Source organism: Pseudoalteromonas ostreae (assembly GCF_018069805.1).
GTDB lineage: Bacteria > Pseudomonadota > Gammaproteobacteria > Enterobacterales > Alteromonadaceae > Pseudoalteromonas > Pseudoalteromonas ostreae.
The window spans coordinates 40,290-63,644 of sequence record NZ_JAGPYN010000022.1; the positions used below are offsets into that span (position 1 = coordinate 40,290).

Consider the following 23,355-nt stretch of genomic DNA (forward strand, 5'->3'; position numbering starts at 1 on the left):
ATAGTAATGCCAACATTTACACAAGACGAAGCAACGCAGTATGATTCTCGCATCCCTCGTTTAGTACCGGGGTATGAATTGCTGCACAGCAGCACCGCAGCGCAACTACAAGCAACGCTCGGCGGTGAAGCGCATATTTTGGTGGTAGGCGCTGGTACAGGTAAAGAAATAGCACAACTTGCAGCCCTGCAGCCTAAATGGCATTTCACTGCCCAAGATATCTCGCAGGACATGCTCGATATAGCAAAGCAACGATTTATTGAACTTGGGATCAGTGAGCGGGTTACTTTTCACTTAGGCTCGCCATCTGAGCTGAAACAGCAAGCGGATGCCGCATTATGCTTATTGGTGATGCACTTTGTGGCAGATAACGGCGATAAAAAAGCCATGTTGCAAGCAATTAGCACACAGCTAAAAGTGCATGGGCAATTATATTTAGCCGATTTAATGCGTCCAGAAACACTGTTTGAGCGTGATGCCCAATTGATACTCAGCAAACAATTAGGCTTAACGGAAACAGGGGTAGAGCGCATGCAGCATAATTTTGAGCATGAGTTTTTCCCACTGGATAGAATTCGCCTTGCCGATTTACTTGATGAAACAGGCTTCAATAGTGGCAAGTTGTATTTTAAAACACTTGGTTTTAGTGGTTATGTGGCACAAAAACGCTAAACGAAACGAATAATTTACCTTTCACAATGCTCTATTACTACTTAGACATGCATTAAGGAATTTTTAAAACCGTTTACCCAACACTGGTTTACGGTTTTAATATTTATAACTAACAACGATTTTTAAGCTAAGTATGCGCTTTTAGCGGTTATCATCTTATTTATCTGTACCTATAAAGTTTGCAATAACAAAAAATAATGGTAGGCTATACATTCATCTTTTACAGGACGTAACTAATGAAAAAATGGATTTTTATGTTAATCTCCCTCAGTTTAAGCCCGCTATGTAGTGCAACTGCAGTTTACTCTCCTTTAAGACAACCGCAATTAGAACAACCCGACACAACACTATTCACTCGGTTAGCTGATTTTTGTAATCGCAGAGAAAACATTACAGCATCAATCAATAAACACAGTTTAGCGAACATTATTGAACCGCCAATAACTGCTGGCTTTTATCTACATTCATATAATAACACGGCAAAACAGACCGCATGGCGCAATTTTTATAAATTACCAGCGCGCTGCAAAACTCAAAAAAACGCCATCATTAATGCACAATGGTGTACTGAGCATCAACGAGGAAAACGCCAACAGTTTGAGTTATATTGGCAAACAGCTGGCAACTTACAACGTGCAGAAGTACAGCCTAATGACCATATCTATGAAATTACCCTACCAAAAAAAGGTATGCAATCAATTAGTTTAGCTACCCAAAACGTAAAGTCACTCACTCAAACAAGCTTATTACAACATGCATCTTCATTAATGGGGATTGTGTGTATTTGTTTGTTTATTACCGTTGCGATTTTATTTTTTAGTTGGCGACAAGCTAAAAAAGTAAAGCGGATAGTAATATTGAGCTATGCAAACAAAGCGATTTATGGCAGGGAATAACAGCCCTAAATAGATTATTACGAGCAGTAAAGGGAGTTAAGATCAAAATTGTCTGGGCTTTGGGTAATTAATCTATTTCCAGCGACTATTGATAAATTAATCGTCAGTCTTTAACTGTTTTGCGCGCTCTTGTGCTGCTATTAATTTGGCTGATTTTGGTACTGTTTTTTTCGGAGCTATCGTCGGTTTTTCTTTTGAATTTGGATCCCAACTGGGGTCAAGTGATAAATTAGCAAATGGGTTAACTATGCTCTGAGCTGAATCTGCTACAGCTTCGCTATTAAGCACTGCTGTAGTCGTTTGTTGTGGTTCTAAATTAGTTGCAAGATCAGCTTCAGCATTTAGTGTCGCAGGCTGTATTGCTTCTTTAAGCTGTTGTGGCTTTTGACCAGGTAATGGCGCATCAGGATCAAAAATACGCACTTCTGGTTCTTTAAAATCATGCTCATTTTTAAAAAGCCGCTGCGTTAGCTCAACTTTTACATTCACATCGTCTGAATTTATCACTTCAGTTTGTGAAGTTGCAATCACTGCTTGCTCTGCTATAACTGCTTTTTTTGGGGTAACTGTAGGTTCGCTTACAGCGGCCCCAACCCGTACTGAGCCTAGTTTTGATACAGCCGCTTCAGTACTTGAAGCTTCATCAGCTATAGGGATTATCGGCGCTGTTTCAACTGCTGCTTTTTTATTAGCCCGTAAGCGCAGCAGCAACATTGCAGCTAATAATAAAACCACTAACAACAATAAACTTGGCATTAATAACGAAACCGGCTCAGTACGCACTAGCTCTGGGGCTGTTACCTTTATCGTTACAGGTTCGCTTGTTATTACTGCTTCAGGTGTAACGTCAACTACATCATTGTTTTGCCCAAGCGGCTGCTCGACTGTAATTACTGCGTTACTATTTTGCTCAACTTGCGTACTTTCGACATTTTCGACATTTTCGACAATTACAGACGCCTCCCTTTGAACTTCTACAGGGTCACTTTTGGCTACTGACGGATTACTGTCAAGGGGGTTTACAGTCGAGCTTTGCGTCTCTAAAACAGATTTTACTTTATCGTCATCGTGAGTTTCTGGCGCAACCACTACAGGTACTGGTTGCGCTTGAGTGGCTGGAGGTGGGTTACTGCAGTTGTTTTTATAATCTTTTGCTGCATTTCGATAACTACGGCTACTAGTATTATCGCTGTATTGTTGCATTTGTTGTTTATATAAAATGCACATAGCTTCACTGTATTTAGCAAAGCTATTGAAACTGCAAGTAAGTAAGATAAAAAGGCTTAGCCGAAATAAATAAGTAACCATAGTTCTATTAAGCAAAATAACACAATAATTTAAGTTTAATAGTACTACAGCAATTTATCTAGCTTCGTTTAATAAGTCACTCTATTACCATCAAGGTACGGTATTCATCGTAAGCAAATTGATCTGTCATGCCGCTGATAAAATCTTGAATAAATCGACAGCGATAATAAAACTCATAAGCGAGTACATGATCGGGCTCTGCTTGCATTGTTTCAATAGCTTGTAAATAGCTGTTTAAATGCTTTTTCGAAAGCTTTTTAAGCAACCGTGTTTCAATTAAAAAGCGACTATCCCCTTTGATCACCCGTTTAAAGTCATCATGACTTAGCAGCAGTAATGGCTTATAACAATCAAGTAATCCATTAATAATACGATAGCCCTGCAATTCAAGTTTACCGACTTCCTTATGTGAAAACACATACTCAAATGCCACTTGTTTCAAAGTGCTGGTTATAGCGTGTAAATGACTGCGATCTTCTAACAAAGCTTGATTAAAATCACCATGATAAACCGCTGCAATATTATCTATAAAACGTTTGGCGGCATAATTAACCAGCGGATGAAGTAGAGTTACCCGTAAATAAATAAAGAATTCGCTATTAAAGTTATAAGGCTGCTGAGTGGCCTTATCAAAGGCATAGTTTACTGCTTTTTCAACCACCTGCTGATGTTCTGCACCATCAATAGTAAGATTAGTTAACATTTTTTGATAGTGCTGTTTGAGTTTATCGCATAATAATTCAACAGTAATGATGCCCTTTTCCACGGCATCTTCAATATCAGCTAAGCAATATGAAATATCATCAGCCGCTTCCATTATATAACTGGCGGGGTGTCGGCATTGTGGCTCTATGAATAGCTCTTTTTGCAATCTTTCAACAAAGTTTTTTTCACTGTAGTAAAAGCCTACTTTTTTCATCAAATAATTTTTAGTTCGTGGTATATCTTCTTTGGCCATATTTGCCGGACGCGTGTATTTTAAAATACCAGCCGTTTGACTATAGGTTAAATTAAGTGATAACAACGAGTGTACAATACGAATACCTTGCGCATTACCTTCAAAATTACAAATATCTTGTGCTAAATGTTTAAATATTAAGCCAATTCCCGTGTGTGGATCGGCGCAGCGCTGTGGGGTAAGCGTTGCTAAATTTGCGTTAAACCAATGGTTAATCGCTGCTTCACCAAAATGACCAAACGGTGGATTACCTATATCGTGCATCAAGCAGGCCATTTCAACCAGACTTTCTAGCGGCCTCTCAAGCCCTGTTAGGCCATATTCAGCTTGTTGTTTGGCCGTTAAATTCGCAAAGATGCGTTGCACTATAAAACGCCCAACTTGTTGTACTTCGAGGGAGTGAGTTAACCGCGAGCGTACCGCAGCATTGCGCTCCAACGGAAACACTTGCGTTTTTTGTTGTAAGCGGCGAATTGCAGCACTATTGATGATACGGCCACGATCGCTTTCTAACGCCATCTGTAAATTAGGGGTTGAGCGCAGCTCACGCGCTGACGTTATTTTTTTGCTGAAATCGATCATAGACGCTCCTTTTATTGTCTACTTTTAATCTAACAGCTTGTTTACAAAATTAATATCCATGACTGCTGTTCGCGCATAAATTTATCTACTAACAATTATCACGATCATACAATAGCGCTACACTGCATATTGAACACAAGTACAACGTAACTTATTTTCTGATTACCAATAATGCCCAACAAAGGTAGTAATATAATGAAGCCTATTTTAAGTTTTCTGTTATTAGCATTACTCACTTATAACTCTTTTAGTCACGCTAAAGACGATAAAAACTCTGTAAGTAATACCGTAGTACTTGTTTCTCTTGATGGATTCCGCTGGGACTACATCGAAAAACACGGAGCTAAAAATTTAGCCTCAATAGCAAAATCGGGAGTTCGCGCTACTAAAATGCGCCCAGTATATCCGACTAAAACGTTTCCTAATCATATATCTATTATTACTGGTTTATTGCCAATTAATCATGGCGTTGTAGATAACCGCTTTTGCGATACACAAAGAAATGAATGCTATAGCATGGGAAAAGGGAAAGACGACAGCACATGGTTCAACGGCATTCCACTGTGGAATTTAGCGTCGATGCAGGGATTAAAATCAGCCGCTTATTTTTGGCCCGAATCAGATGCGCGATTTAATGGCATGCTGCCGGATTACTTTTACCATTATTCAAAACACAGTGATTATCAAAATCGTATTGATCAAATTATTCAATGGCTAACATTGCCAGCAGCACAGCGTCCGCAATTAGTTGTTAGTTATTTTTCACTGGTAGATAGTATGGGCCATGAATATGGGCCTGATGCGGAGCAAACCAAGCAAGCGGTAAAAGAAGTAGATGCATTAATGGGACAATTACAGCAACGCCTTAATGAACTAGAGCAAAATGTTAACTTAGTGATTGTCTCCGACCATGGTATGAGTACCGTTGAGCCAAACCAAAGTATTGCTATCAGCAGCTTACCGAAAGACGACAAGTTTATGGTTAAAAATACCGGACCGAGAGTATTGCTCTATGCTAATAAAGGCACGACAAAAGCTGAGATCACAGCATATAAACAACACTTAACGAAAGCAGCAAAAGGGCGCTATACCGTGCTAAGTGATGAACAACGTAAGCTTTATCACTATGCTAACAATGGCCGAACTGGTGATATTATTTTACAAACCACAGCACCAAGAAGCTTTGCTGATACCGATAAAGTAAGCTATTTAGGTACCCATGGCTATGCGTATAGCGAAGATATGGCGGCAACCTTTATTGCCAATGGCCCGGCATTTAAAAACTCATTGGTAATCGATGAAGTAAATAATTTAGATATATATCCACTTATTGCCAAAGTATTGGGAATTAAAGTGCTCAATGCAATCGATGGCGATGGTGCAACACTTTGGCCAGCTTTAAACTAACTAAGCTGATCTTTGGGTAATAAATCTATCATAATTAGGTTTGGTTTAATTAAATAATAAAAAGAGCGCAAATGCGCTCAAAAGGGAAAAAATGTTCACTAAAAATAAACGCTATTTAAAGTTAGCAATACTGTCTTTAGTGGCATTTACTGTACGCCATGCAAACGACTCACCTGTTACACCGTAAGGAATACCATTAACACTCCAGTTCGGGTTAGAAAAGTAATCGTATTGCGTGGCACTACCAAATACATGAGGGTACGCCATAATACTGGCAAACTGATTTTGTACGCCATGGCCCATACCATCAACATAAACACCACCTGATGTATCACCTTGCTTACGAGAGTGTGCTAAGCCTTGATTGTGGCCTAATTCATGTACAAAGGTTGTTGCTCCACAATCTACCGCTGTAATACTGTACATACTGTTGTTTGACGAGCTGTATAAATTACCATTACTGCCATTACCAACCCATGCAATACCACACGAAATTAAGTTACTGCCCGCACTTTGACCAGTGCCAAGTACCGCGACCATATCAGCCCCCCAGCTATTACGTAAGCCTTGAATATAACTACTGTTAGTGACTGAGTTTAACCAGCTACTTGAAGGTGTAATCGCATGATTACCTAAGTTTTCGCTACCTACTAAACGCAGCGCAATATCAATACCATTTTGACTATAAACCTGATTACTAAAGGCAATATACTGGTTAATTTTAGTATTAATGTTTGCAGTGGCAGCCGCCGCTTGATCTGTATATAAAATCGCAATGTCGATTGTCGCGGCTTGGCTAGTTGCTGTCATAGCTAATGCACAAAATGCAGCTAAGGTAGTTAGTCGTTTATTCATATTAGTTCCTTTTTGCTTGTGTTTATTGCCTTATAAAAATTTTTTTTTTGCTAAATTTTTATAAATTATTATTCGCAGGTTTTGGTGCAAATGGATCTTCATCATTACTTGGTTGAGGAGTTGGTTGTTTAGTTATTTGATCTTCTATATGATTTTTGTAAAGATCTCGCTTTGCTGCAAGCCAACCATATTGCCCTTTACTTTCAAATACATAATTACCACTTGGTGCAGTTAATTGACCATATATAGCGTCTTCGCCAATAGTCATTACTGTGGTATGAAATCGCCCATCAGCACCAAGCACTCGGCCAAAAATACTTTTATCACCATTGCTTGCTGCAATAATATTGGTCACCTCAGCGCTAAAAGTTTCAGCGGTTTGCGGAATAGCTAGATCAAAATTATCACCTTGTTTTAATTTTTTCAGCGTAACTAAATCAAACTCTATATAAGCCTCATTATGTAAATCTGTAGGCAAAAACCCTGAGGCACTGAGAACTTGCTCTGCTTTATCTGAGAGGCGATTAACAGCATCAAATTCATCATATGTTTGATCTACTTCGGCTTGTTGCGTAGCTGACACTCTCGGCAACGACATATCAGCTGATACTTTAGCGGCTAGTTTCTTAGGCGCTATACCTGATAATTGAGCGTCACTTGTAGAAATCGAATGGGTTAGATTGCTTTCTTTGTAGATAACAAACTCATATAGTAAAAAAGCGCTGATCGGAACAACAATAATAAATGCAATAGCCCTTTTCATTTGTCTCTCTTTTAGAATTAAAAGTTAATATATTGTTATTATTACATCAAAGTAAATAAAATCGCAAGCACAAATTTGTTACCGAAAATAAAAACGGCACTTCAAATATTTACCATACTAATCTTGTAGTTAATGATTTCAGCATATAAAAGCTATTCAAAAATAACTTCCCCCCTAAAAACACAACACTTTAAGTTAACATTTAATTATCAATTAACACTGTTAAGTTGCAAACTTTATTGCAATAAAAAAACACCTGCAATTATTCGCCATTTTGAGGATATTGATAGGCACGCTGACTTTACGGTTGATCCTGCGAAAATAACACTCGCAATAACCCCATGCCCAAAGTGATCATTATTTAAACATACTTAGTATAACAAAGTAATAACCGCCCTAGTGCATAAGGAACTGACTAAGACGGTTATTATATTAGTCGAAAGTATGATGACGCGTCACACCAAACCGATTAAGAATATGATGCATAATATACACCGCACATAAACTCACGATTATCGCAACCGATACAGACGAAAACCGATAAAGCGCACTGTAAATCAAGTCTTGCCCAGGTCCGAGAGACTGACCAAATAAAATGCCAAACGTGGTAATAACCCCAAATCCAACACCAGGTATACCACCACCTAAAATATGATAACGGCTAAATATAAAGGTCGAAATCCACAAGGTCAGCGCCGGAAAAATCAAAATGTCGGTGTGATTATACAAAAGCAACTGCGATACTAACGCCAAATTACAGCCAATTAATGTGCCAACTGCTCGTTGCCAGCCGGCCATACCAGCGGCTTTCCAGCACAATGGAAACAAAATTAAGATTGATGCTGCTTGTGCTGAAATTGAATCTTGTAAATCAAACAGCTGAAAAATCACAAACGACAGTGTAGCTACCGTAGCGCATAACAGTACCTCATGACGAATACTCTCTCTAGCTTTTGTTGGCATCACCCGACCTTGGCGTGGTGCAACATCAGGAAATACAAAGTGCATTAATACCGCCGCTAACACTGTCACAACAACCGCTAAACCATTACTGATGATCAACGGATAAATACTTATGCCATTACCTACATAACTTGAAAAGTGCAGTTGAATAGATAAACTAACGACACTTAAAGCACCAAACAAAAAGTTAGCACCGCAGCTCATTTGATAAAACAAAAATGCAAACGCTAAAAAGCACAGCAAGGTCATCGCCACAGGTAAATGAGAAAATAACCCCTGTATTATTAATACAAACAACCCACTAAATGCTGCGCTGGCAAAAAACTGACGAATGATATGTGCATTTAAAATCGGCACTAATCCTAATAACAACATAGGATAAACGGTGAAGAAAATACCATTTGGCCAATTCATTAATTTACATAAACTAAACCCCAGTGCGCTGCCGCCAGCAATACGCAACGCTTGCCGAAGGCCATTTTGATCTAATTTAACAGGGACTGATGCTGACATAATAAAGCCTTATTAGTAAATGTAATGCAGTAAACTGATAAAGCGAATTTGCATGGCAGCAAACCATTGCCCGATTGTTGACTCAGGCAACAGCTGCACTGTTGCACGCGCGCCACTAGGTAATTTACTTAATAGCTGTGCTTGTTCTAAATCAATGTGAACACGTTGGCGCTGCGCATCACGAACCCAGCGATTACTACTTTCAGTACTGCTCAATAAGCCATTAGCATTGAGCTGCCCTTTACTTACGCCAGCTTCAAACGAGCTCACTGTAGCTACAAATATTTGGCCAGGCAAAGCATCAAATGTTACTTTTGCTTTGCTACCCACTTTGATATTAATTAACGACTTTTCACGAAAATCAGCCACTAAATCAGCTTTATTAGCCACAATCGCTAACATCGGTTGACCTTTATTAGCAAATGTCCCTGTGCTTACTTGCAAGTTTGCGACTTTACCATCAGCATCAGCTGTAACGGTGCTGTAAGACAAGTTTAGCCTCGCTTGTGCCAGTTGGTTTTGGGCGTGGCGTAATGCTAGGTTGTCTTCGCCTAATTGTCCTCGCGCCAGTTTTGCCTCGGTTAACTGTGCTTCAATAGCTGTCACATTCGCTTTGCTTGATTGGTAATTAGCGCTAATTTTTTCGTACTCTTGCTCCGAAATAGAGCGTTTTTGCAATAATGATTCACTGCGATCAAATAACAACTGTTGCTCATGCAGCTTGGCATTACCAGCCGCTAGCTGGGCCTGTATCGCTTTAACACTGCTATCTAAGCGCTGATTTTGCAACTGCGCATCTGCATAAGCTAGTTGTGCTTGTTCTAGTGCTAATTTAAAAGGGGCCGCTTCTATTAGAAATAGCGCTTCACCCGTTTTAATAGCTTGATTATTATTCACCAATACTTGGTTTACATGGCCACTCACTTGTGGCGTTACTTGCACTACAGGATGATATACACGCGCTTGCGGAGTAACCGGTAAAAACATATCAGCAACGACAAAGTAAGCGAACAGTAAAATAAACCCAACTAATGATATTTTTACATAGCGGGCAAATTTTTGATCAGGTGTCATGAATTATTTATCTCCAGAAAAATAGCTAATACAACGTCGAGCATTGGCTTCCATTTGCACTAAACCATGGGCCATAGTATCAAGCTGCTGCGTTGTAAGTTCTGCATAAAGTTGTGTTTTAACCTCAGCCATAATGTCTCTAAGCGCATCTAATAATAGAAGTCCTTGCTCCGTAAAATAGATTTTACGACTACGTTTATCATCGATGTCAACGCGACGGACAATAATCGCTTGTTGCTCTAACTGCTTAACTGTTCGCGTTAGTGAAGGCATTTCAATTCCCAAACTGCTAGCCAATTCCTGTTGTGTGACACCTTGTTTTAAATGATGGATGTGGATCATCGCAGTCCAACGTGATTGTGTTAACCCTAAAGGCTCAACAGCAAGAGTAACGGCATCGCGACACAGTCGAAAAACGCGCCCCATACTACCGCATAAACTTAAATCTAACGTTTCATGAAAAGGAAGTGATGAAGTCATAATAGTACCTATTTAGTTAGCATGCTAACTAGTTTAACATTACTTAGCATGCTAAGTAAATATCACTACGACTTCTAAGCTGATATTTTAGTAACTGTTAACCCCCTTTACAGTCTTTATTGACTTTAAAGCCACGACTTATTTAATATTATCTAGGCAGGGCGCAATGAATAATAAGTAATAAATAATAAGTAATAAGTAATAAGTAATAAAATTAAAACGCTGCACTTACGCGGGCAGAAAAGTTACGTCCGGGCTGGGTATATTGGCTAAAATCAGCCCCCTGAGATTGCCCTGCAATCAGTTCAAAGGGTACATATTTTTTATCTAGCAGGTTAATTACACCAATATTTAGCTGCCATGTTTGCCATTCATAACTTGCGTATAAATCCACAATACCGTAACCATATCCTTGCGTTGTTTTATCACCACTTGCATCTCGCACTACATCAGACTGTGATTTAGCAAAGCGCCATGCTGCGGTCCAATCAATATCGCCAAGTGCTGTTGTTAACTGTATTGAACCGTTTAATGGACTGATACTAGTTAACGGCTCGTTTGTTTCTTTGTTTTCGCCTTCAACATATGCAACATTTGCTTCGAGTAAAACATTATCGCTTACATGCATCAACACGCTCGCTTCAACACCGCTGATCTGTGTTTCACTAATATTTTGGTATTGGTAAAAAGTTTTGTTTACATTCGGTATGAACGTTGGCTCAACACCTGCAATTGCAACATCAATAAAGTCATCATAAGCGGCGTAAAATGCGCTTAAAGTAACGTTGATATCATTACCAGAAAAGCGCATGCCAAGCTCATATGAGTCGCTGCTTTCGGGTGCTAAATCTGCGTTTGGTAATATTTGATAAAATGGTTCAACACCATGGCTTTGATACGCTTGATCATGCGGGGGAATTTTAAAACCACGTACATATTGCCCATACCAAGATAAATTATCATTAACTTGATAAATCATCCCAAGTTTTGGTGAAAACGCAGATTCGGTAATGTCATCAAGCTCAGCATCGCTATAAAGATCATCATGTTTAGCTGCTAATGAATAATAATCAAAGCGTACACCTGCAATCAAAGACCACGCGCTATTTGCAAATTTAATATTGTCTTGCATAAAAACGCCCACTAAAGAGGTATCAGCGCCAGGAAAAGCTTTTTGTTTTTGATCTGTAAAATCGACTGTTCCATCAGCCAATAAGCGTGTTTTATAACGTGGACGTGTTGTATCGTATATATCTACGTCTGCACCATAAACAAAATTGTGGGTCGCATCTTGTAAGGCTATTTTTTTATTAAATACAGCCCTTAACCCTAAAATATCTTGTTCAAAGCCATAGTCGTTGTAATCGGTATGCGCTGCTGTAGCACTAATTTGATCACTTTGCTGCTCATAACGACTAAACGATACTTGCCAATGCCATTGATCAAACGCTGCTGTGGCCGCTTTTGAGTGGTAATCCAGTGCTAGCGACCAATTAGTATTTTCGTCTTTAGTTTCTTGGCTCGCTTTGGTGATTACTTGTTCAGTAGTTTGATTAAAATAATCTAAGGTGTATTTTAACGTGCGCTTTTCATCAAGTTGCTGCTCTAGTTTAACCAATAACGAATCTGATTTAGCATCATAACCAGGTAGGTTTTCAGTAAAGTTTTGTACTTCTTCGCTATCTCGGTGGCTATAAACGGCACTAACACCTAAATCTCCCAAATTTTTAGCCGCAGTAATATCTACCGACATTTGATTACTCTGACCTTGATATCCAAGCGCCACTTGAGCAAAACTATTTTCGTTTAATAAATAATCGCTCGGATCTTTAGTGGTGATCACCACAATACCACCCAGTGCATCTGAGCCATACAATGAAGACGCGGCTCCCTTGGCGACTTCAACTTGCTTTATTCCAGCGACATCAAAGTAGCTACGACCAACCAAATAGCCGTCTCCGCCAGCATAACCATCGTTAGTTCGACGGCCATCTTTAATAAACACCACGCGGTTACCACCGACTCCTCTAATTGAAAGCGTTTGAGCAGCAGAGCCACTGCCCGTGCTTGATATACTGGGGTCATAACGAAACATTGTTTGTAAATCAACAGCCAATTTACGTTCTATGTCTTGCTCTGTAATCACAGTTACAGAGCCTGTTACGTCTTCAAGTTTTTGTTCAAACCGAGAACCGCTGACAACAATATGCTCACCAATTGTCTCCTCGGCAATGGCAGAGCCCGAACCAAGTAGTAACGTTGCTAAAGCAGTAAGTTGAAAAGAAGGAAAATTCACATTAACTCCAAATGATAATTGTTGTTATTTAGTAGGAAAGGGATGTTACAACTAACTAAAAACAAGATCAATTATTTATGATAATCATTTTCATTTGCATTTAGTTGAGTATAATAATCGAAAATAATAATTGGAGTTTTTTATGAGATACCTTTTTATATTGATTTTATTGACTGCTCACCCCCTAAGCGCGCAGGAGCGTATAGTGAGTGCTGGCGGTACATTAACTGAAATTATTTTTGCCTTAGATAAGCAAAATACCCTTGTCGCGGTGGATCAATCGAGCCTATATCCAAAACAAGCGACACAGCTCGACCAAATTGGTTATTACCGTGATTTAGCCGCAGAAGGTGTACTTTCGGTGCGCCCAACTAAACTCTTAGCACTTGAAGGAGCAGGACGAGCACAAGCGCTTGCACAAATAGAAGCCACTGGTGTAGAGCTTATCCACTATAAAAAACCCAACTCAATTAATGACTTACTAAATCTTGTTAAACGCCTTGGTAAAGACTTAAATGCAAACTACAAAGCCCAAGTGCTCGTAGCCCAAATAAAAAATTCATTGCCTCCAAAAGCGAGCAACGAAACACACAGCGCTTTATTTTTACTCTCAGCTAATGAGCGCGGGCTTGTTGCTGCGGGCACTGACACGGTTGCTGACTTATTACTTGATTATGCTGGAGTCACTAATTTAGGCGCTACGCACAAAGGTTTTAAAGTAATAAATAACGAAGTACTTGCCGTAAAACAGCCCGATTTTTTAATCGCACCAGCCCATGTTGTTTATAGCCTTGGCGGTAAAGAGGCTTTTTGTAATCAACCAACACTGCGCTTATTAACAGCTGCAAAGCAGTGCCGATTATTGGTGATGGATAGCCTGCTATCACTGGGAATGTCGCCGCGCATAGCCACGGGTATTAAAGAATTAAGCGACTATAAAGCGACCTTATGAACACATTAACTTTGAGCCGTTTTAAGCCTGTTTCTATAACTGCAAACCAAAAGTGGATGCTGCTAATTACTGTGTGTATTTTTGCTCTAGCACTACTGAGCATCGGATATGGCCCCGCAGGCTGGGATTGGCGTTTAGCCATCGCATGGATTGCCCCAGAGTATTTTAATCAATTTGATGCGCTGCAAATCAATGTGGTCACGCAAATACGTCTACCTCGATTTGTACTAGCTGTATTGGTTGGCTTAGTGCTTGCCCAAACTGGCGCTGCAACGCAAGCTTTGTGTCGTAATCCTTTGGCTGATCCATCAATTATTGGTATTAGCGCAGGCGCTGCCATGGTCGCGGTCGCCTTTATAGCATTTAGCGCCAAGTTTAATTTTAATGCTCAATACTATTTACCTTATGCCGCATTTTTAGGGGCATTGTTAGTGACCTCTTTAGTGTATTTAATTGCTAAGCAGCATAGGCAGGTCAATATCACCACACTAATTTTAGTGGGAGTTGCGATCAATTCTTTATCCTTTGCTGTTATTGGCTTATTAAGCTATTTCGCTGACGATAGTGCGCTTAGATTAATTAACTACTGGACGATGGGCTCATTAGGTGGTGCTAATTGGGATGCCATAACTCAAGCAACACCATTATTGCTACTGAGTATGCTTGGTCTGTGGCGACTCAAAGAACCGATGAACTTACTATTGATTGGCGAGTCTCAAGCACAGTATTTAGGTGTCAACACAGACAAGCTTAAACTGTATGTAATTATACTCGTGGCATTAGGTGTTGGTGCCGTTGTAGCACTTACTGGCTTGATAGGTTTTGTTGGCTTAGTTGTGCCACACATTGCCCGTTTAATGGTTGGCCCACATTTACGTAAAATGTTACCGCTGTGCATGTTATTAGGCGTTGTTGTGCTGCTGCTTTCTGACTGGTTAGCACGTTTAGTTGTTATGCCTGCAGAGTTACCCATTGGTATTATTACCGCGCTACTTGGCGCACCTTTGTTTATTTATCTGATCATTAAAACTAAGCGAGGGTAATGATGATTACTTTTAATAACCTAAGTGTTGGTTTTGGCAATCACAGTGTTTTAAAAAACATAAGTGGGCACATAGCAAAAACTCAACTAGTCGCGCTGATAGGTGAAAATGGCGCAGGAAAATCAACACTGCTGCATGCTTTAGCCGGGCATTATGACTTTAAAGGCGAAGTACGGTTTAACAATTATCCTCTGAGTACATTGTCTCAAGCACACTTAGCCACTCAACGAGCAGTAATGATGCAAAGCAATCTTGTTGGCTTTGATTTTAGTGTATTTGAGCTCATTGCAATGGGACGCTACCCCTATGCCGAGTCTGTTAAAATGCAAGCTGAAAAAGTCCACAAGTATGCCGCACTCATGGACTTAACCCAGTACTTATCCCGCCGTGTCAGTAAGCTTTCAGGCGGTGAGCAACAGCGCGTTCATATGGCGCGTACTTTGGCTCAATTAGATGCTTTTTCTACTCATACCAAGCCTAAATTGATGCTGCTTGATGAACCTACATCAGCACTAGATATGCGCCATCAACATGCTCTATTGAGTTGTGTTAAAGCATTTGTAGAGCAGGGCAACAGTGCCATTATAGCCATTCACGATTTAAATTTGGCCAGCCTTTACGCAACCGACGCTATTTTATTACACGATCAAAAAGTACTCGATAGTGGGCCAATAAACACAGTACTTACAGAATCTAATTTACAACAAATGTATGCCATGGAACTGCATGTTAATTCTCATCCATATAACAATGCACCCATGGTTTTTTCTCAACGTCAGGAGTTTTCATGAGAGAGCAAGCATTAACCGATGCACAAAAGCTGGTTTTTAAAACCCATGCTGGTGTTATGTCGACTATTTCTTACAACTTAAGAGGTTATCCGTTTGGTTCGGTAACCCCTTATATGTGTGATGAGCAAGGCCGCATCTACTTTTTTATTAGCGATATAGCCCAACACACTAAAAACTTAAAGCACGATTCTCGTATGAGCTTAACTATTTTTGATGCCGCAGACCGTGGCGACCAAAACGAGCATGGCCGAGTCACACTGGTGGGCGATGGTTGTGAAGTTGCGGGCCCTCAGGCCGAAATACTGCTTAACAAATACATAGCGTTATACCCAGAAGCTGACAGTTATCGGAACGCCCACGACTTTAAGTTATGGCAATTAGATGTTGTGCGAGTTCGCTTTATTGGCGGCTTTGGGAAAATATTTTGGCTTGAAAAAGATGAGTGGCAAAGCGCTGCTAAAAGCTGGGACGAAGATCAAGAACAAAGCATGATCACCCACATGAATGAAGATCATCAAAATGCAATGGCTCTAATATTAGCTCAGCATTATTGCGTATCAGATAATGCACCGGTTATGAGTGGCATACTGCCACAGGGGTTTTATATTCAAAGCCAACAACGTAATTATTTTATTAGCTTTGAAAACGTGTGCGAGACACCACAAGCGGTGCGAAAAGCGCTTGTTGCCTTAACCACACATGCTCGCAATAGCATAGAAGAGTCAGCATAAGAAAACTAATAAATCACATGTGTGGTTATAACGCTTAGCACTACTAACCCAGTAGTGCATTTTCGGCATCAGAAGCCGCAGTAACTAAGCTGCGGCTGTTACAATTTAACATTGAGGCCAATTAATTTAGTATGCACCTGCGCTATAAATAAGCTCATAACTGTGGCTGTAAACCTCGATGCACAACGCTGGGTTGTTATTATTTGCAAAAAAATGAAGTCATTGCAGCAAAGGTTTAATCACTAATAAAAAATAACCTGCTCTTACATAGCGTATTTATTAAATACTTAATGCTTTTTCTGCTAAGTTAATACAGAGTATTAATGCTAAAGGATAGTCTCAATGGAAGTAAAACAGCTAACATGTAAGACCTTAACCGGCTTAAAAGTAAGAACATGCAATGCCAATGAAATGAATGCTGGCACAGCAAAGATAGCTGAGCTTTGGCAAAAATTTGGCGAAAAATACACCTCAAAACTGACAAAAGACAGTAAAGTCTATGGGGTTTACACTAACTACGAGAGCGATGTGACCGGTGATTTTGATGTCATTGCCTGTAGCGATGAGCAATCAACTAACCTTCGTGATTCAGTAACAGTTACAACGCACGCAGGGAGTTATTTAGTCTTTAGTGGCGAAGGCGAAATGCCCGACGCTATAATTGATTTATGGGGTGAAATTTGGCAATACTTTAGCTCAGATGATTGTCGTTACACTCGTACTTATATCAGCGACTATGAATACTATAAGACCCTAACTGAAGTCGAAATAGCGATCGCAATTGCTGAATAAATAAGGAGCCTGTCGCTATTCAAATGAGCACGGAGTTCCTTCTTTCCTTTTTCGTGTGGGAGTGTGGGATTTCGCACTTCCCCAATTAAAGATATTATCTCATTCAACTAAATTTAATCCCACTAAAAATAAGTCTACACTCCACACCAAGCTCACTTTAACAAAGCGAATGCAGAGACGGTAAGCATGGCTACGACTGTTCTTATTTAATCAATATATGTTCACAAAATTAACCTGGCTTTAAAAAAGAAAAGTAAATAAAGCTTGTTATATGGTTTAAGTTACTGTTATCCTGCTCTGCGTCGGGTTGATAGAAAGCCCTGTTTATTTGTAAGTACCACGTTGTTATTAGTAATAATCCTTCGCGCTATCCTCAGTTAAATGCTTGTTTTCTTCCTGTTAAATTGCCTACATTAAGGCACACTTTTATTAATTCTTAGGATACTATTATGTCTAATACAACAACTGGTTCAGTAAAATGGTTTAACGAAGCTAAAGGTTTTGGTTTTATTGAACAAGAGTCAGGCCCTGACGTTTTTGCTCATTTCAGCGCAATCTCAAGCGATGGCTTTAAGACTCTAGCTGAAGGCCAACGTGTACAGTTTACTGTTACTCAAGGTCAAAAAGGCCCGCAAGCTGAAAATATCGTTTGCATCTAATTTTTAATTAATGGGTTAATAATAACCCGTTAATGCACTATAAGTTTGAAAGAAATTCTGTTTATTTGTACGTACCACGTTGTTATTAGTAATAATTCATCGCGTTATCCTCAGTTAAATACTTGTTTTTTCAGCTAAATCGCCTGATTTTAGGCACACTTTTATTAATCTCTAGGATATCTATTATGTCTACAACTACAACTGGTACAGTTAAATTTTTCAACGAAGCAAAAGGTTTTGGTTTTATCGAGCAAGAGTCAGGTCCTGACGTTTTCGCTCATTTCAGCGCTATCAGCGGTGACGGCTTCAAAACTCTAGCTGAAGGCCAACGTGTACAGTTTACTGTTACTCAAGGTCAAAAAGGCCCACAAGCTGAAAACATCGTTTGTATCTAAACGATTGTTTTAGTTAATACGTTTTAACGTATTAAAAGCCCACTGATATTAATTTATCAGTGGGTTTTTTTATACCAATCGTGTTAAGTTATTGGTAATTTATAGCGACGAATAAATAGAGTGATAACAAGGCATAAATTTTTATATGTAGTTGTTCTACATGAAAATTTATAACGCCGTTAGCGCTTTATTTAGCACGCTAGAAAGGCTAAATATTTAAGTCGATTGGTATTAATATCTGCGCTATTTTGCATAAAGCCAATCTAAACCTTGGATCAGCGTGGTTGGAAATGCCGTCGCATGCTTTGCTCCTTCAATGATAGAAAACTCAAACTGTATATTTTTAGCATCCCCTTGACGTATTTTACTCGCTAACTTATTAGCTCCAGTTACCATATCTTGCCCTTCACCAAATTCAGGGGTTTCTTTGCTACCTACTGATAAGTAAACCCTAACGTTTTGCTTAGCTGTAGTAATCGGCTGAGATAGTATGCTCTCATTATCAAACCACACCGACGGGCTACCGATAATGTAACTTTCAAACATATTAGGCTGAGTAAAAAGCACATAAGCTGCAAATAAGCCCCCCAGTGAGTTACCAACCAAAGTACGTTGCTTTGGGTTTATTCGGTAGTTAGCTTTGATATGTTCAAACACCACATCAGCTATAAAATCGATATGTTGCGCGGATTTACCGGTTTCAAGCTGCCAATCTTTGGCTTTACTTGGGGTGTAATCTCTAATACGGCTTGACGATCCTTTAGATCCTTGCGAATAACCAATGGCAACAAGTATTGCTTCATCCATTTTACCGCTGTTCATAGGAAAACGTGTAGCCCCTGAGGCTAGCTGAAACGCATACGAGCCATCGAGTAAGTAAACCACTGAGTATGTTTTATCTTTATTTCGACTGTAACTTCGCGGGAGCTTTATAAATACTGGATAGCTCAGCTTGCTTTGCTGATCGATAAGTTTAACCACCGAGCTTCTGGGTATTTCAAATGCCTGCTCGGCCGCGCTACTAAAAGTGATAAGTAGCATCGCAGCTAATAATAAATATTTCACTATAATCCTTGTTTAGTTAAAAGCGTTAAAACAAAATTAAAAGTCTTCACGCCCTTGGAGCTCAGTAAAATCACTCATAATCCATTTTTGATAGCCAGCTCTGGTTTTTAGTAATTCAAACCACTGAGTCACTCGCTCCGGCAATGCTATTGCTAATCCCTGAGATGTTAGGCGATGTAAAATGGCTCCCACACAAATATCAGCCAGGGTCATTTTACCACCGGCAAGATAGGGGGCATGGCTTAGCTGCTGTTCAATTATCTGTAAGCATTGCTCGCACTCTTGTATATCCTGAGTGATTTGCTCCATACAACGGTTGTTTTGCGTTTTACGGTAATAGCCCCAAAATGTAGCCATAAATGCAGGTTGAAAAATCACCTGTGACCAATCCATCCAGCGCTCATATAACGAACGCTGATAGGGCGATGCATAATACCAATCTGTAGTGCCATAACTTGCCGCCAAATAGCGTAGTACACTGTGCGACTCCCAAATAACATTATCGCCATCCACAAGTACCGGCACTTTTTGCAACGGGTTCAATGCTAAAAAGTCATCACTATCAAGGCCACCAAATCGACCGCCAACTTCAATGTGTTGATAACTTAAACCAAGTTCTTCAAGAAACCACAAAACTTTTTGTACGTTAAACGAGGTTGCTCTTCCATAAACTTTCATTGTAATTCCTATTATTGATAATCAAACAAACTGAGATTTTCTTTTTTACACACGTTAATAATCGACTCTCGCTTAGCTAAGCGTCGTAAATACTTGCCGAGGTACTCAAAAGAAAGCGGTGGCTGTTTTAGTTCATCCGCCCATATCGCAAGCATAAACAAGTAAAAATCGCAGATGCTAAGCTGCTCACCAGCTAAAAATTTTTGCGTTTCCAGCTGAGCGTCTAACAAAGCGAACATGTCGGTAAGTCGTATTTCTTGCGCGGCGACCATTACACTGGCGTGACTGCTATCGATACTATGGCGCTGCGGATAAAAATAGAGCATAAGTTCAGCTTGCACTGTATTGGTTAAATACATTATCCATTGTAAGCACGTAGCTCGATTGTGATCTCCTATTTGCGGAATAAGCATCCTAGCAGGATGTGTTTCAGCAAGATGAATACAGATAGCAGCACTTTCAAAAATTACTTGCTGGCCATCAACCAGTGTAGGAATTCGTCCTGCGGGATTCAGCGCTAAATAATCGGCAGCTTTATGCGCATCAGTTTTTCTATCAACTAAAATTAATTCAAAGTCAGTTTGCAGTTCTTCAAGAATAAAATGCGGTGCCATACTGGCGTTAAGCGGATAGTAATAAAGTTTATACACAGCATGCTTCCTTTCGTTTTTAAATCTAGCAATTGATATTTCATAGAGTATTCGGCACTTAAAGTTCGCCGAGTCAATCGATTAGCAGTTTACTTGATTACCGAAATGATTAACAACCCGGTCAATTTATCTCAATACATAAAACACCCCTGCTTTAGCGATACTGTTTAACATTCCTATACTATTTTTAACAATAAGCATCAGATTAATTGATGGCTGAAATCGCTTTAAAGCATTGATCTAGATCTAGTTTTTAATCGTTAATATTCTATATTGGTGCAAGGGATGAACTTCGACAGGGTTTATCAATCTGAGTATTACCATCGTAGCAAGTTAGTTGTTATGAACTAAGCTTTTAAACGTAGCGATTTATAGACCGAGTTTTATATTCCGATAAAGGAGCTAAAAATGAGCAATTCAGGTGCGGGAAAATGCCCAGTTATGCACGGTAGCAACACACAAACGTCTAATTCCAATACTGATTGGTGGCCAAACGCCTTAAATTTCGACATTCTTCATCAACACGATAGCAAACCGAGCCCCTACGGCAATGACTTTAATTACGCCGAAGAATTTAAAAAATTAGATCTTAAAGCAGTAAAAACCGATTTAAAAAGCTTAATGACCCAAAGCCAAGATTGGTGGCCTGCCGATTGGGGTCATTATGGTGGCTTGATGATCCGTATGGCGTGGCACTCAGCAGGCTCGTACCGTTTAGCCGATGGCCGTGGCGGCGGTGGTACAGGTAACCAACGTTTTGCTCCGCTAAATTCATGGCCAGATAACGCCAACCTTGATAAAGCACGTCGCTTACTTTGGCCTATCAAGAAAAAATACGGCAATAAATTATCGTGGGCTGACTTAATTATTTTAGCCGGTAACATGGCGTATGAATCGATGGGCTTAAAAACCTTTGGTTTTGCCGGCGGCCGCGAAGATATTTGGCATCCAGAAAAAGACGTTTATTGGGGCGCTGAAAAAGAATGGCTTGCCCCAAGTGATGAACGCTATGACAACGTAGCAAAACCAGACACCATGGAAAACCCATTAGCGGCCGTGCAAATGGGCTTAATTTACGTAAACCCTGAAGGAGTAAACGGTCAACCCGATCCGCTAAAAACCGCAGAGCAAGTGCGCGAAACCTTTGCCCGTATGGCAATGGATGACGAAGAAACTGCAGCACTCACAGTGGGCGGCCACACAGTGGGAAAAACCCACGGTAATGGTAGTGAAGAAAACGTTGGCCCAGAGCCAGAAGCGGCAGATATATTCGAACAAGGCCTTGGCTGGAATAACCATTACTCACGCGGTATCGGCCGCGATACTATGACTTCAGGCATCGAAGGCGCGTGGACAACCCACCCAACTAAATGGGATAACGGTTATTGCTATCTGCTGTTAAATTACGAGTGGCAGCTTACCAAAAGTCCAGCGGGTGCAAACCAATGGGAACCGGTAAACATTAAAGAGGAAGATAAACCTGTTGATGTTGAAGATCCATCAATTCGCTTAAACCCGATTATGACCGATGCTGATATGGCAATGAAGATGGACCCAAGCTATCGCAAAATTATTGAACGTTTTTATAATGATTTTGACTATTTCACCGATGTGTTTGCACGGGCTTGGTTTAAACTCACTCACCGTGACTTAGGCCCTAAATCTCGCTACCTTGGCGCAGATGTACCAAGCGAAGATCTGATCTGGCAAGATCCCATCCCAAGCGTCGATTACACCTTATCTGATGCTGAAATTAGCGAGCTTAAAGACAAACTTCTAAATGCAGGCATTAGCGCCAGTGACTTGATCAGCACTGCATGGGACAGCGCCCGTACTTATCGTGGCTCTGATCATCGCGGTGGAGCCAATGGTGCACGCATTCGCTTAAACCCACAAAAAGATTGGCAAGGTAACGAGCCAGAAAAACTTGCTAAGGTATTGATGAACCTTGAAAAAGTACAAGCAAGTTTAAGCAAACCGGTGAGTTTAGCGGACTTAATTGTACTTGGTGGTACAGCAGCCGTTGAGCTGGCAGCAAAAGCCACGGGGGTCGATATCACCGTACCATTTGCAGCAGGTCGCGGCGATGCGAGCGACAACATGACCGATGCAGAGTCGTTTGATGTATTAGAACCAATTCATGATGGCTTTAGAAACTGGCAGAAAAAAGATTATGCTGTTTCAGCCGAGGAGCTACTTTTAGAGCGAGCACAACTTATGGGGTTAACAGCGCCAGAAATGACCGTGCTGCTTGGCGGCATGCGTGTGCTAGGCACTAATCATGCAGGTAGCCAACATGGTGTGTTCACCGACAATGTAGGTGCTTTAACAAATGATTTTTTTGTTAACCTTACGGATATGAACTATCGCTGGGAACCGGCAAGTAGAAGCACGTATAACATTGTTGAACGCAGCTCTGGTAATACTAAATGGACCGCAACCCGCGTAGATTTAATATTTGGCTCAAACTCTATTTTACGAGCCCTTGCTGAGTTTTATGCGCAAGACGATAACAAACAACGTTTTGTGCAAGACTTTGTAAAAGCATGGGTAAAGGTAATGAATGCTGATCGCTTTGATCTTTAAAAAAGTATAGATTAATAATTAAAAGCGCTAGAGTTAATACTCTCGCGCTTTTAGCAATAATTACACACCCGTTAAGTTTTCCATTAATCTGTAAACCCCCATTACAAAACACACATATCAAAGCGCAAGTCATACCGATACAGCACCCACAGCACAGTTTTGCAACACTATTTCAACTAAAAAACTGCGTAGTTCTTGTAACAATACTGACTTTGCGTGTATGCGTGTACAAATACTAAAGTGCTG

22 protein-coding genes are annotated in these 23,355 nt (G+C 40.1%); 11 read left to right on the forward strand and 11 right to left on the reverse strand.

From position 1 onward, the window contains the following. Positions 1-6 precede the first annotated feature (6 nt). Together J7338_RS16225 and J7338_RS16230 are read left to right on the forward strand one after the other, a co-directional pair. Positions 7-672 (forward strand): class I SAM-dependent methyltransferase, encoded by a 666-nt coding sequence (locus tag J7338_RS16225; RefSeq protein WP_210798011.1) that lies wholly within the window; start codon positions 7-9, stop codon positions 670-672. Between the two features lie 236 nt (positions 673-908). Then, positions 909-1,568, forward strand: a complete 660-nt coding sequence (locus J7338_RS16230; protein WP_210798012.1) for a hypothetical protein — start codon at positions 909-911, stop codon at positions 1,566-1,568. Between the two features lie 96 nt (positions 1,569-1,664). Here the strand turns inward: J7338_RS16230 and J7338_RS16235 are convergent, their stop codons facing one another. Both J7338_RS16235 and dgt read right to left on the reverse strand, forming a co-directional pair. Then, positions 1,665-2,795 carry a hypothetical protein gene (locus J7338_RS16235; RefSeq protein WP_210798013.1) on the reverse strand — a complete coding sequence of 377 codons (1,131 nt, stop codon included), beginning with the start codon at positions 2,793-2,795 and terminating at the stop codon, positions 1,665-1,667. A gap of 157 nt (positions 2,796-2,952) precedes the next feature. After that, entirely contained in the window at positions 2,953-4,416 is a 1,464-nt protein-coding gene (dgt, locus tag J7338_RS16240; RefSeq protein ID WP_210798014.1) for a dGTPase, read from the reverse strand. Positions 4,417-4,611: 195 nt separating this feature from the next. On the opposite strand from dgt, the gene J7338_RS16245 reads away from it, so the two are divergent. After that, entirely contained in the window at positions 4,612-5,823 is a 1,212-nt protein-coding gene (locus J7338_RS16245) for an alkaline phosphatase family protein (RefSeq protein ID WP_210798015.1), read from the forward strand. Between the two features lie 111 nt (positions 5,824-5,934). Here J7338_RS16245 and J7338_RS16250 read toward each other — a convergent pair whose 3' ends face one another. The 6 genes from J7338_RS16250 to J7338_RS16275 form a co-directional block, all read right to left on the reverse strand. Next, positions 5,935-6,678 (reverse strand): zinc-dependent metalloprotease family protein, encoded by a 744-nt coding sequence (locus tag J7338_RS16250; RefSeq protein ID WP_210798016.1) that lies wholly within the window; start codon positions 6,676-6,678, stop codon positions 5,935-5,937. Positions 6,679-6,736: 58 nt separating this feature from the next. Then, positions 6,737-7,441, reverse strand: a complete 705-nt coding sequence (locus tag J7338_RS16255; RefSeq protein ID WP_210798017.1) for a hypothetical protein — start codon at positions 7,439-7,441, stop codon at positions 6,737-6,739. Between the two features lie 432 nt (positions 7,442-7,873). Further along, positions 7,874-8,917, reverse strand: coding sequence for a DUF2955 domain-containing protein (locus tag J7338_RS16260; protein WP_210798018.1), 1,044 nt, complete (start codon positions 8,915-8,917; stop codon positions 7,874-7,876). 12 nt (positions 8,918-8,929) lie between these two features. Beyond that, entirely contained in the window at positions 8,930-9,991 is a 1,062-nt protein-coding gene (locus J7338_RS16265; protein WP_210798019.1) for an HlyD family secretion protein, read from the reverse strand. A 3-nt stretch (positions 9,992-9,994) separates the two neighbouring features. Continuing rightward, entirely contained in the window at positions 9,995-10,471 is a 477-nt protein-coding gene (locus tag J7338_RS16270; protein WP_210798020.1) for a MarR family winged helix-turn-helix transcriptional regulator, read from the reverse strand. A 214-nt stretch (positions 10,472-10,685) separates the two neighbouring features. Further along, positions 10,686-12,767 (reverse strand): TonB-dependent hemoglobin/transferrin/lactoferrin family receptor, encoded by a 2,082-nt coding sequence (locus J7338_RS16275; RefSeq protein WP_210798021.1) that lies wholly within the window; start codon positions 12,765-12,767, stop codon positions 10,686-10,688. 142 nt (positions 12,768-12,909) lie between these two features. Here J7338_RS16275 and J7338_RS16280 point away from each other — a divergent pair, with 142 nt between their 5' ends. The 7 genes from J7338_RS16280 to J7338_RS16310 all read left to right on the forward strand — a co-directional run bounded on the left by J7338_RS16280 (position 12,910) and on the right by J7338_RS16310 (position 18,130). Continuing rightward, the gene (locus tag J7338_RS16280) at positions 12,910-13,719 is read left to right on the forward strand and encodes a heme/hemin ABC transporter substrate-binding protein (protein WP_210798022.1); all 810 of its coding nucleotides are present in this window, start codon (positions 12,910-12,912) and stop codon (positions 13,717-13,719) included. Beyond that, positions 13,716-14,762 (forward strand): FecCD family ABC transporter permease, encoded by a 1,047-nt coding sequence (locus J7338_RS16285; RefSeq protein ID WP_210798023.1) that lies wholly within the window; start codon positions 13,716-13,718, stop codon positions 14,760-14,762. Before J7338_RS16280 ends, J7338_RS16285 begins: the two co-directional genes overlap by 4 nt. After that, positions 14,762-15,553 (forward strand): heme ABC transporter ATP-binding protein, encoded by a 792-nt coding sequence (locus tag J7338_RS16290; protein WP_228733012.1) that lies wholly within the window; start codon positions 14,762-14,764, stop codon positions 15,551-15,553. The genes J7338_RS16285 and J7338_RS16290 overlap by 1 nt, the downstream gene beginning before the upstream one ends. After that, positions 15,550-16,284: a HugZ family pyridoxamine 5'-phosphate oxidase gene (locus J7338_RS16295; RefSeq protein WP_210798024.1), complete on the forward strand. Its 735-nt coding sequence runs from the start codon at positions 15,550-15,552 to the stop codon at positions 16,282-16,284. Before J7338_RS16290 ends, J7338_RS16295 begins: the two co-directional genes overlap by 4 nt. Before the next feature lie 342 nt (positions 16,285-16,626). Further along, on the forward strand, positions 16,627-17,076 hold the full coding sequence (locus tag J7338_RS16300; RefSeq protein ID WP_210798025.1) for a GyrI-like domain-containing protein: 450 nt from the start codon (positions 16,627-16,629) through the stop codon (positions 17,074-17,076). Between the two features lie 449 nt (positions 17,077-17,525). Continuing rightward, positions 17,526-17,735 (forward strand): cold-shock protein, encoded by a 210-nt coding sequence (locus J7338_RS16305; protein WP_169018390.1) that lies wholly within the window; start codon positions 17,526-17,528, stop codon positions 17,733-17,735. Positions 17,736-17,920: 185 nt separating this feature from the next. Further along, complete coding sequence (locus tag J7338_RS16310; protein WP_016706518.1) at positions 17,921-18,130, forward strand: cold-shock protein; 210 nt, start codon at positions 17,921-17,923, stop codon at positions 18,128-18,130. A 243-nt stretch (positions 18,131-18,373) separates the two neighbouring features. On the opposite strand, the gene J7338_RS16315 is transcribed toward J7338_RS16310, so the two are convergent. The 3 genes from J7338_RS16315 to J7338_RS16325 are packed head-to-tail and all read right to left on the reverse strand — an operon-like array spanning position 18,374 to position 20,523. Further along, positions 18,374-19,195: an alpha/beta hydrolase gene (locus J7338_RS16315; protein ID WP_275074585.1), complete on the reverse strand. Its 822-nt coding sequence runs from the start codon at positions 19,193-19,195 to the stop codon at positions 18,374-18,376. Positions 19,196-19,231: 36 nt separating this feature from the next. Further along, positions 19,232-19,873, reverse strand: coding sequence for a glutathione S-transferase family protein (locus tag J7338_RS16320; RefSeq protein ID WP_210798026.1), 642 nt, complete (start codon positions 19,871-19,873; stop codon positions 19,232-19,234). A gap of 11 nt (positions 19,874-19,884) precedes the next feature. Beyond that, positions 19,885-20,523 (reverse strand): glutathione S-transferase family protein, encoded by a 639-nt coding sequence (locus tag J7338_RS16325; protein WP_210798027.1) that lies wholly within the window; start codon positions 20,521-20,523, stop codon positions 19,885-19,887. 408 nt (positions 20,524-20,931) lie between these two features. Here J7338_RS16325 and katG point away from each other — a divergent pair, with 408 nt between their 5' ends. Continuing rightward, positions 20,932-23,109 (forward strand): catalase/peroxidase HPI, encoded by a 2,178-nt coding sequence (gene katG / locus J7338_RS16330; protein ID WP_210798028.1) that lies wholly within the window; start codon positions 20,932-20,934, stop codon positions 23,107-23,109. Positions 23,110-23,355: the final 246 nt, after the last annotated feature.

Bases quoted from the DNA above. Each gene is read 5' to 3' on its own strand.
- dgt (WP_210798014.1), bottom strand. From the start codon at position 4,416: ATGATCGATTTCAGCAAAAAAATAACGTCAGCGCGTGAGCTGCGCTCA.
- J7338_RS16260 (WP_210798018.1), bottom strand. From the start codon at position 8,917: ATGTCAGCATCAGTCCCTGTTAAATTAGATCAAAATGGCCTTCGGCAA.
- J7338_RS16295 (WP_210798024.1), top strand. From the start codon at position 15,550: ATGAGAGAGCAAGCATTAACCGATGCACAAAAGCTGGTTTTTAAAACC.
- J7338_RS16305 (WP_169018390.1), top strand. From the start codon at position 17,526: ATGTCTAATACAACAACTGGTTCAGTAAAATGGTTTAACGAAGCTAAA.
- J7338_RS16270 (WP_210798020.1), bottom strand. From the start codon at position 10,471: ATGACTTCATCACTTCCTTTTCATGAAACGTTAGATTTAAGTTTATGC.
- J7338_RS16265 (WP_210798019.1), bottom strand. From the start codon at position 9,991: ATGACACCTGATCAAAAATTTGCCCGCTATGTAAAAATATCATTAGTT.
- J7338_RS16230 (WP_210798012.1), top strand. From the start codon at position 909: ATGAAAAAATGGATTTTTATGTTAATCTCCCTCAGTTTAAGCCCGCTA.
- J7338_RS16290 (WP_228733012.1), top strand. From the start codon at position 14,762: ATGATGATTACTTTTAATAACCTAAGTGTTGGTTTTGGCAATCACAGT.
- J7338_RS16285 (WP_210798023.1), top strand. From the start codon at position 13,716: ATGAACACATTAACTTTGAGCCGTTTTAAGCCTGTTTCTATAACTGCA.
- J7338_RS16255 (WP_210798017.1), bottom strand. From the start codon at position 7,441: ATGAAAAGGGCTATTGCATTTATTATTGTTGTTCCGATCAGCGCTTTT.
- J7338_RS16320 (WP_210798026.1), bottom strand. From the start codon at position 19,873: ATGAAAGTTTATGGAAGAGCAACCTCGTTTAACGTACAAAAAGTTTTG.
- J7338_RS16225 (WP_210798011.1), top strand. From the start codon at position 7: ATGCCAACATTTACACAAGACGAAGCAACGCAGTATGATTCTCGCATC.
- J7338_RS16250 (WP_210798016.1), bottom strand. From the start codon at position 6,678: ATGAATAAACGACTAACTACCTTAGCTGCATTTTGTGCATTAGCTATG.
- J7338_RS16235 (WP_210798013.1), bottom strand. From the start codon at position 2,795: ATGTGCATTTTATATAAACAACAAATGCAACAATACAGCGATAATACT.
- J7338_RS16245 (WP_210798015.1), top strand. From the start codon at position 4,612: ATGAAGCCTATTTTAAGTTTTCTGTTATTAGCATTACTCACTTATAAC.
- J7338_RS16300 (WP_210798025.1), top strand. From the start codon at position 16,627: ATGGAAGTAAAACAGCTAACATGTAAGACCTTAACCGGCTTAAAAGTA.
- katG (WP_210798028.1), top strand. From the start codon at position 20,932: ATGAGCAATTCAGGTGCGGGAAAATGCCCAGTTATGCACGGTAGCAAC.
- J7338_RS16310 (WP_016706518.1), top strand. From the start codon at position 17,921: ATGTCTACAACTACAACTGGTACAGTTAAATTTTTCAACGAAGCAAAA.
- J7338_RS16280 (WP_210798022.1), top strand. From the start codon at position 12,910: ATGAGATACCTTTTTATATTGATTTTATTGACTGCTCACCCCCTAAGC.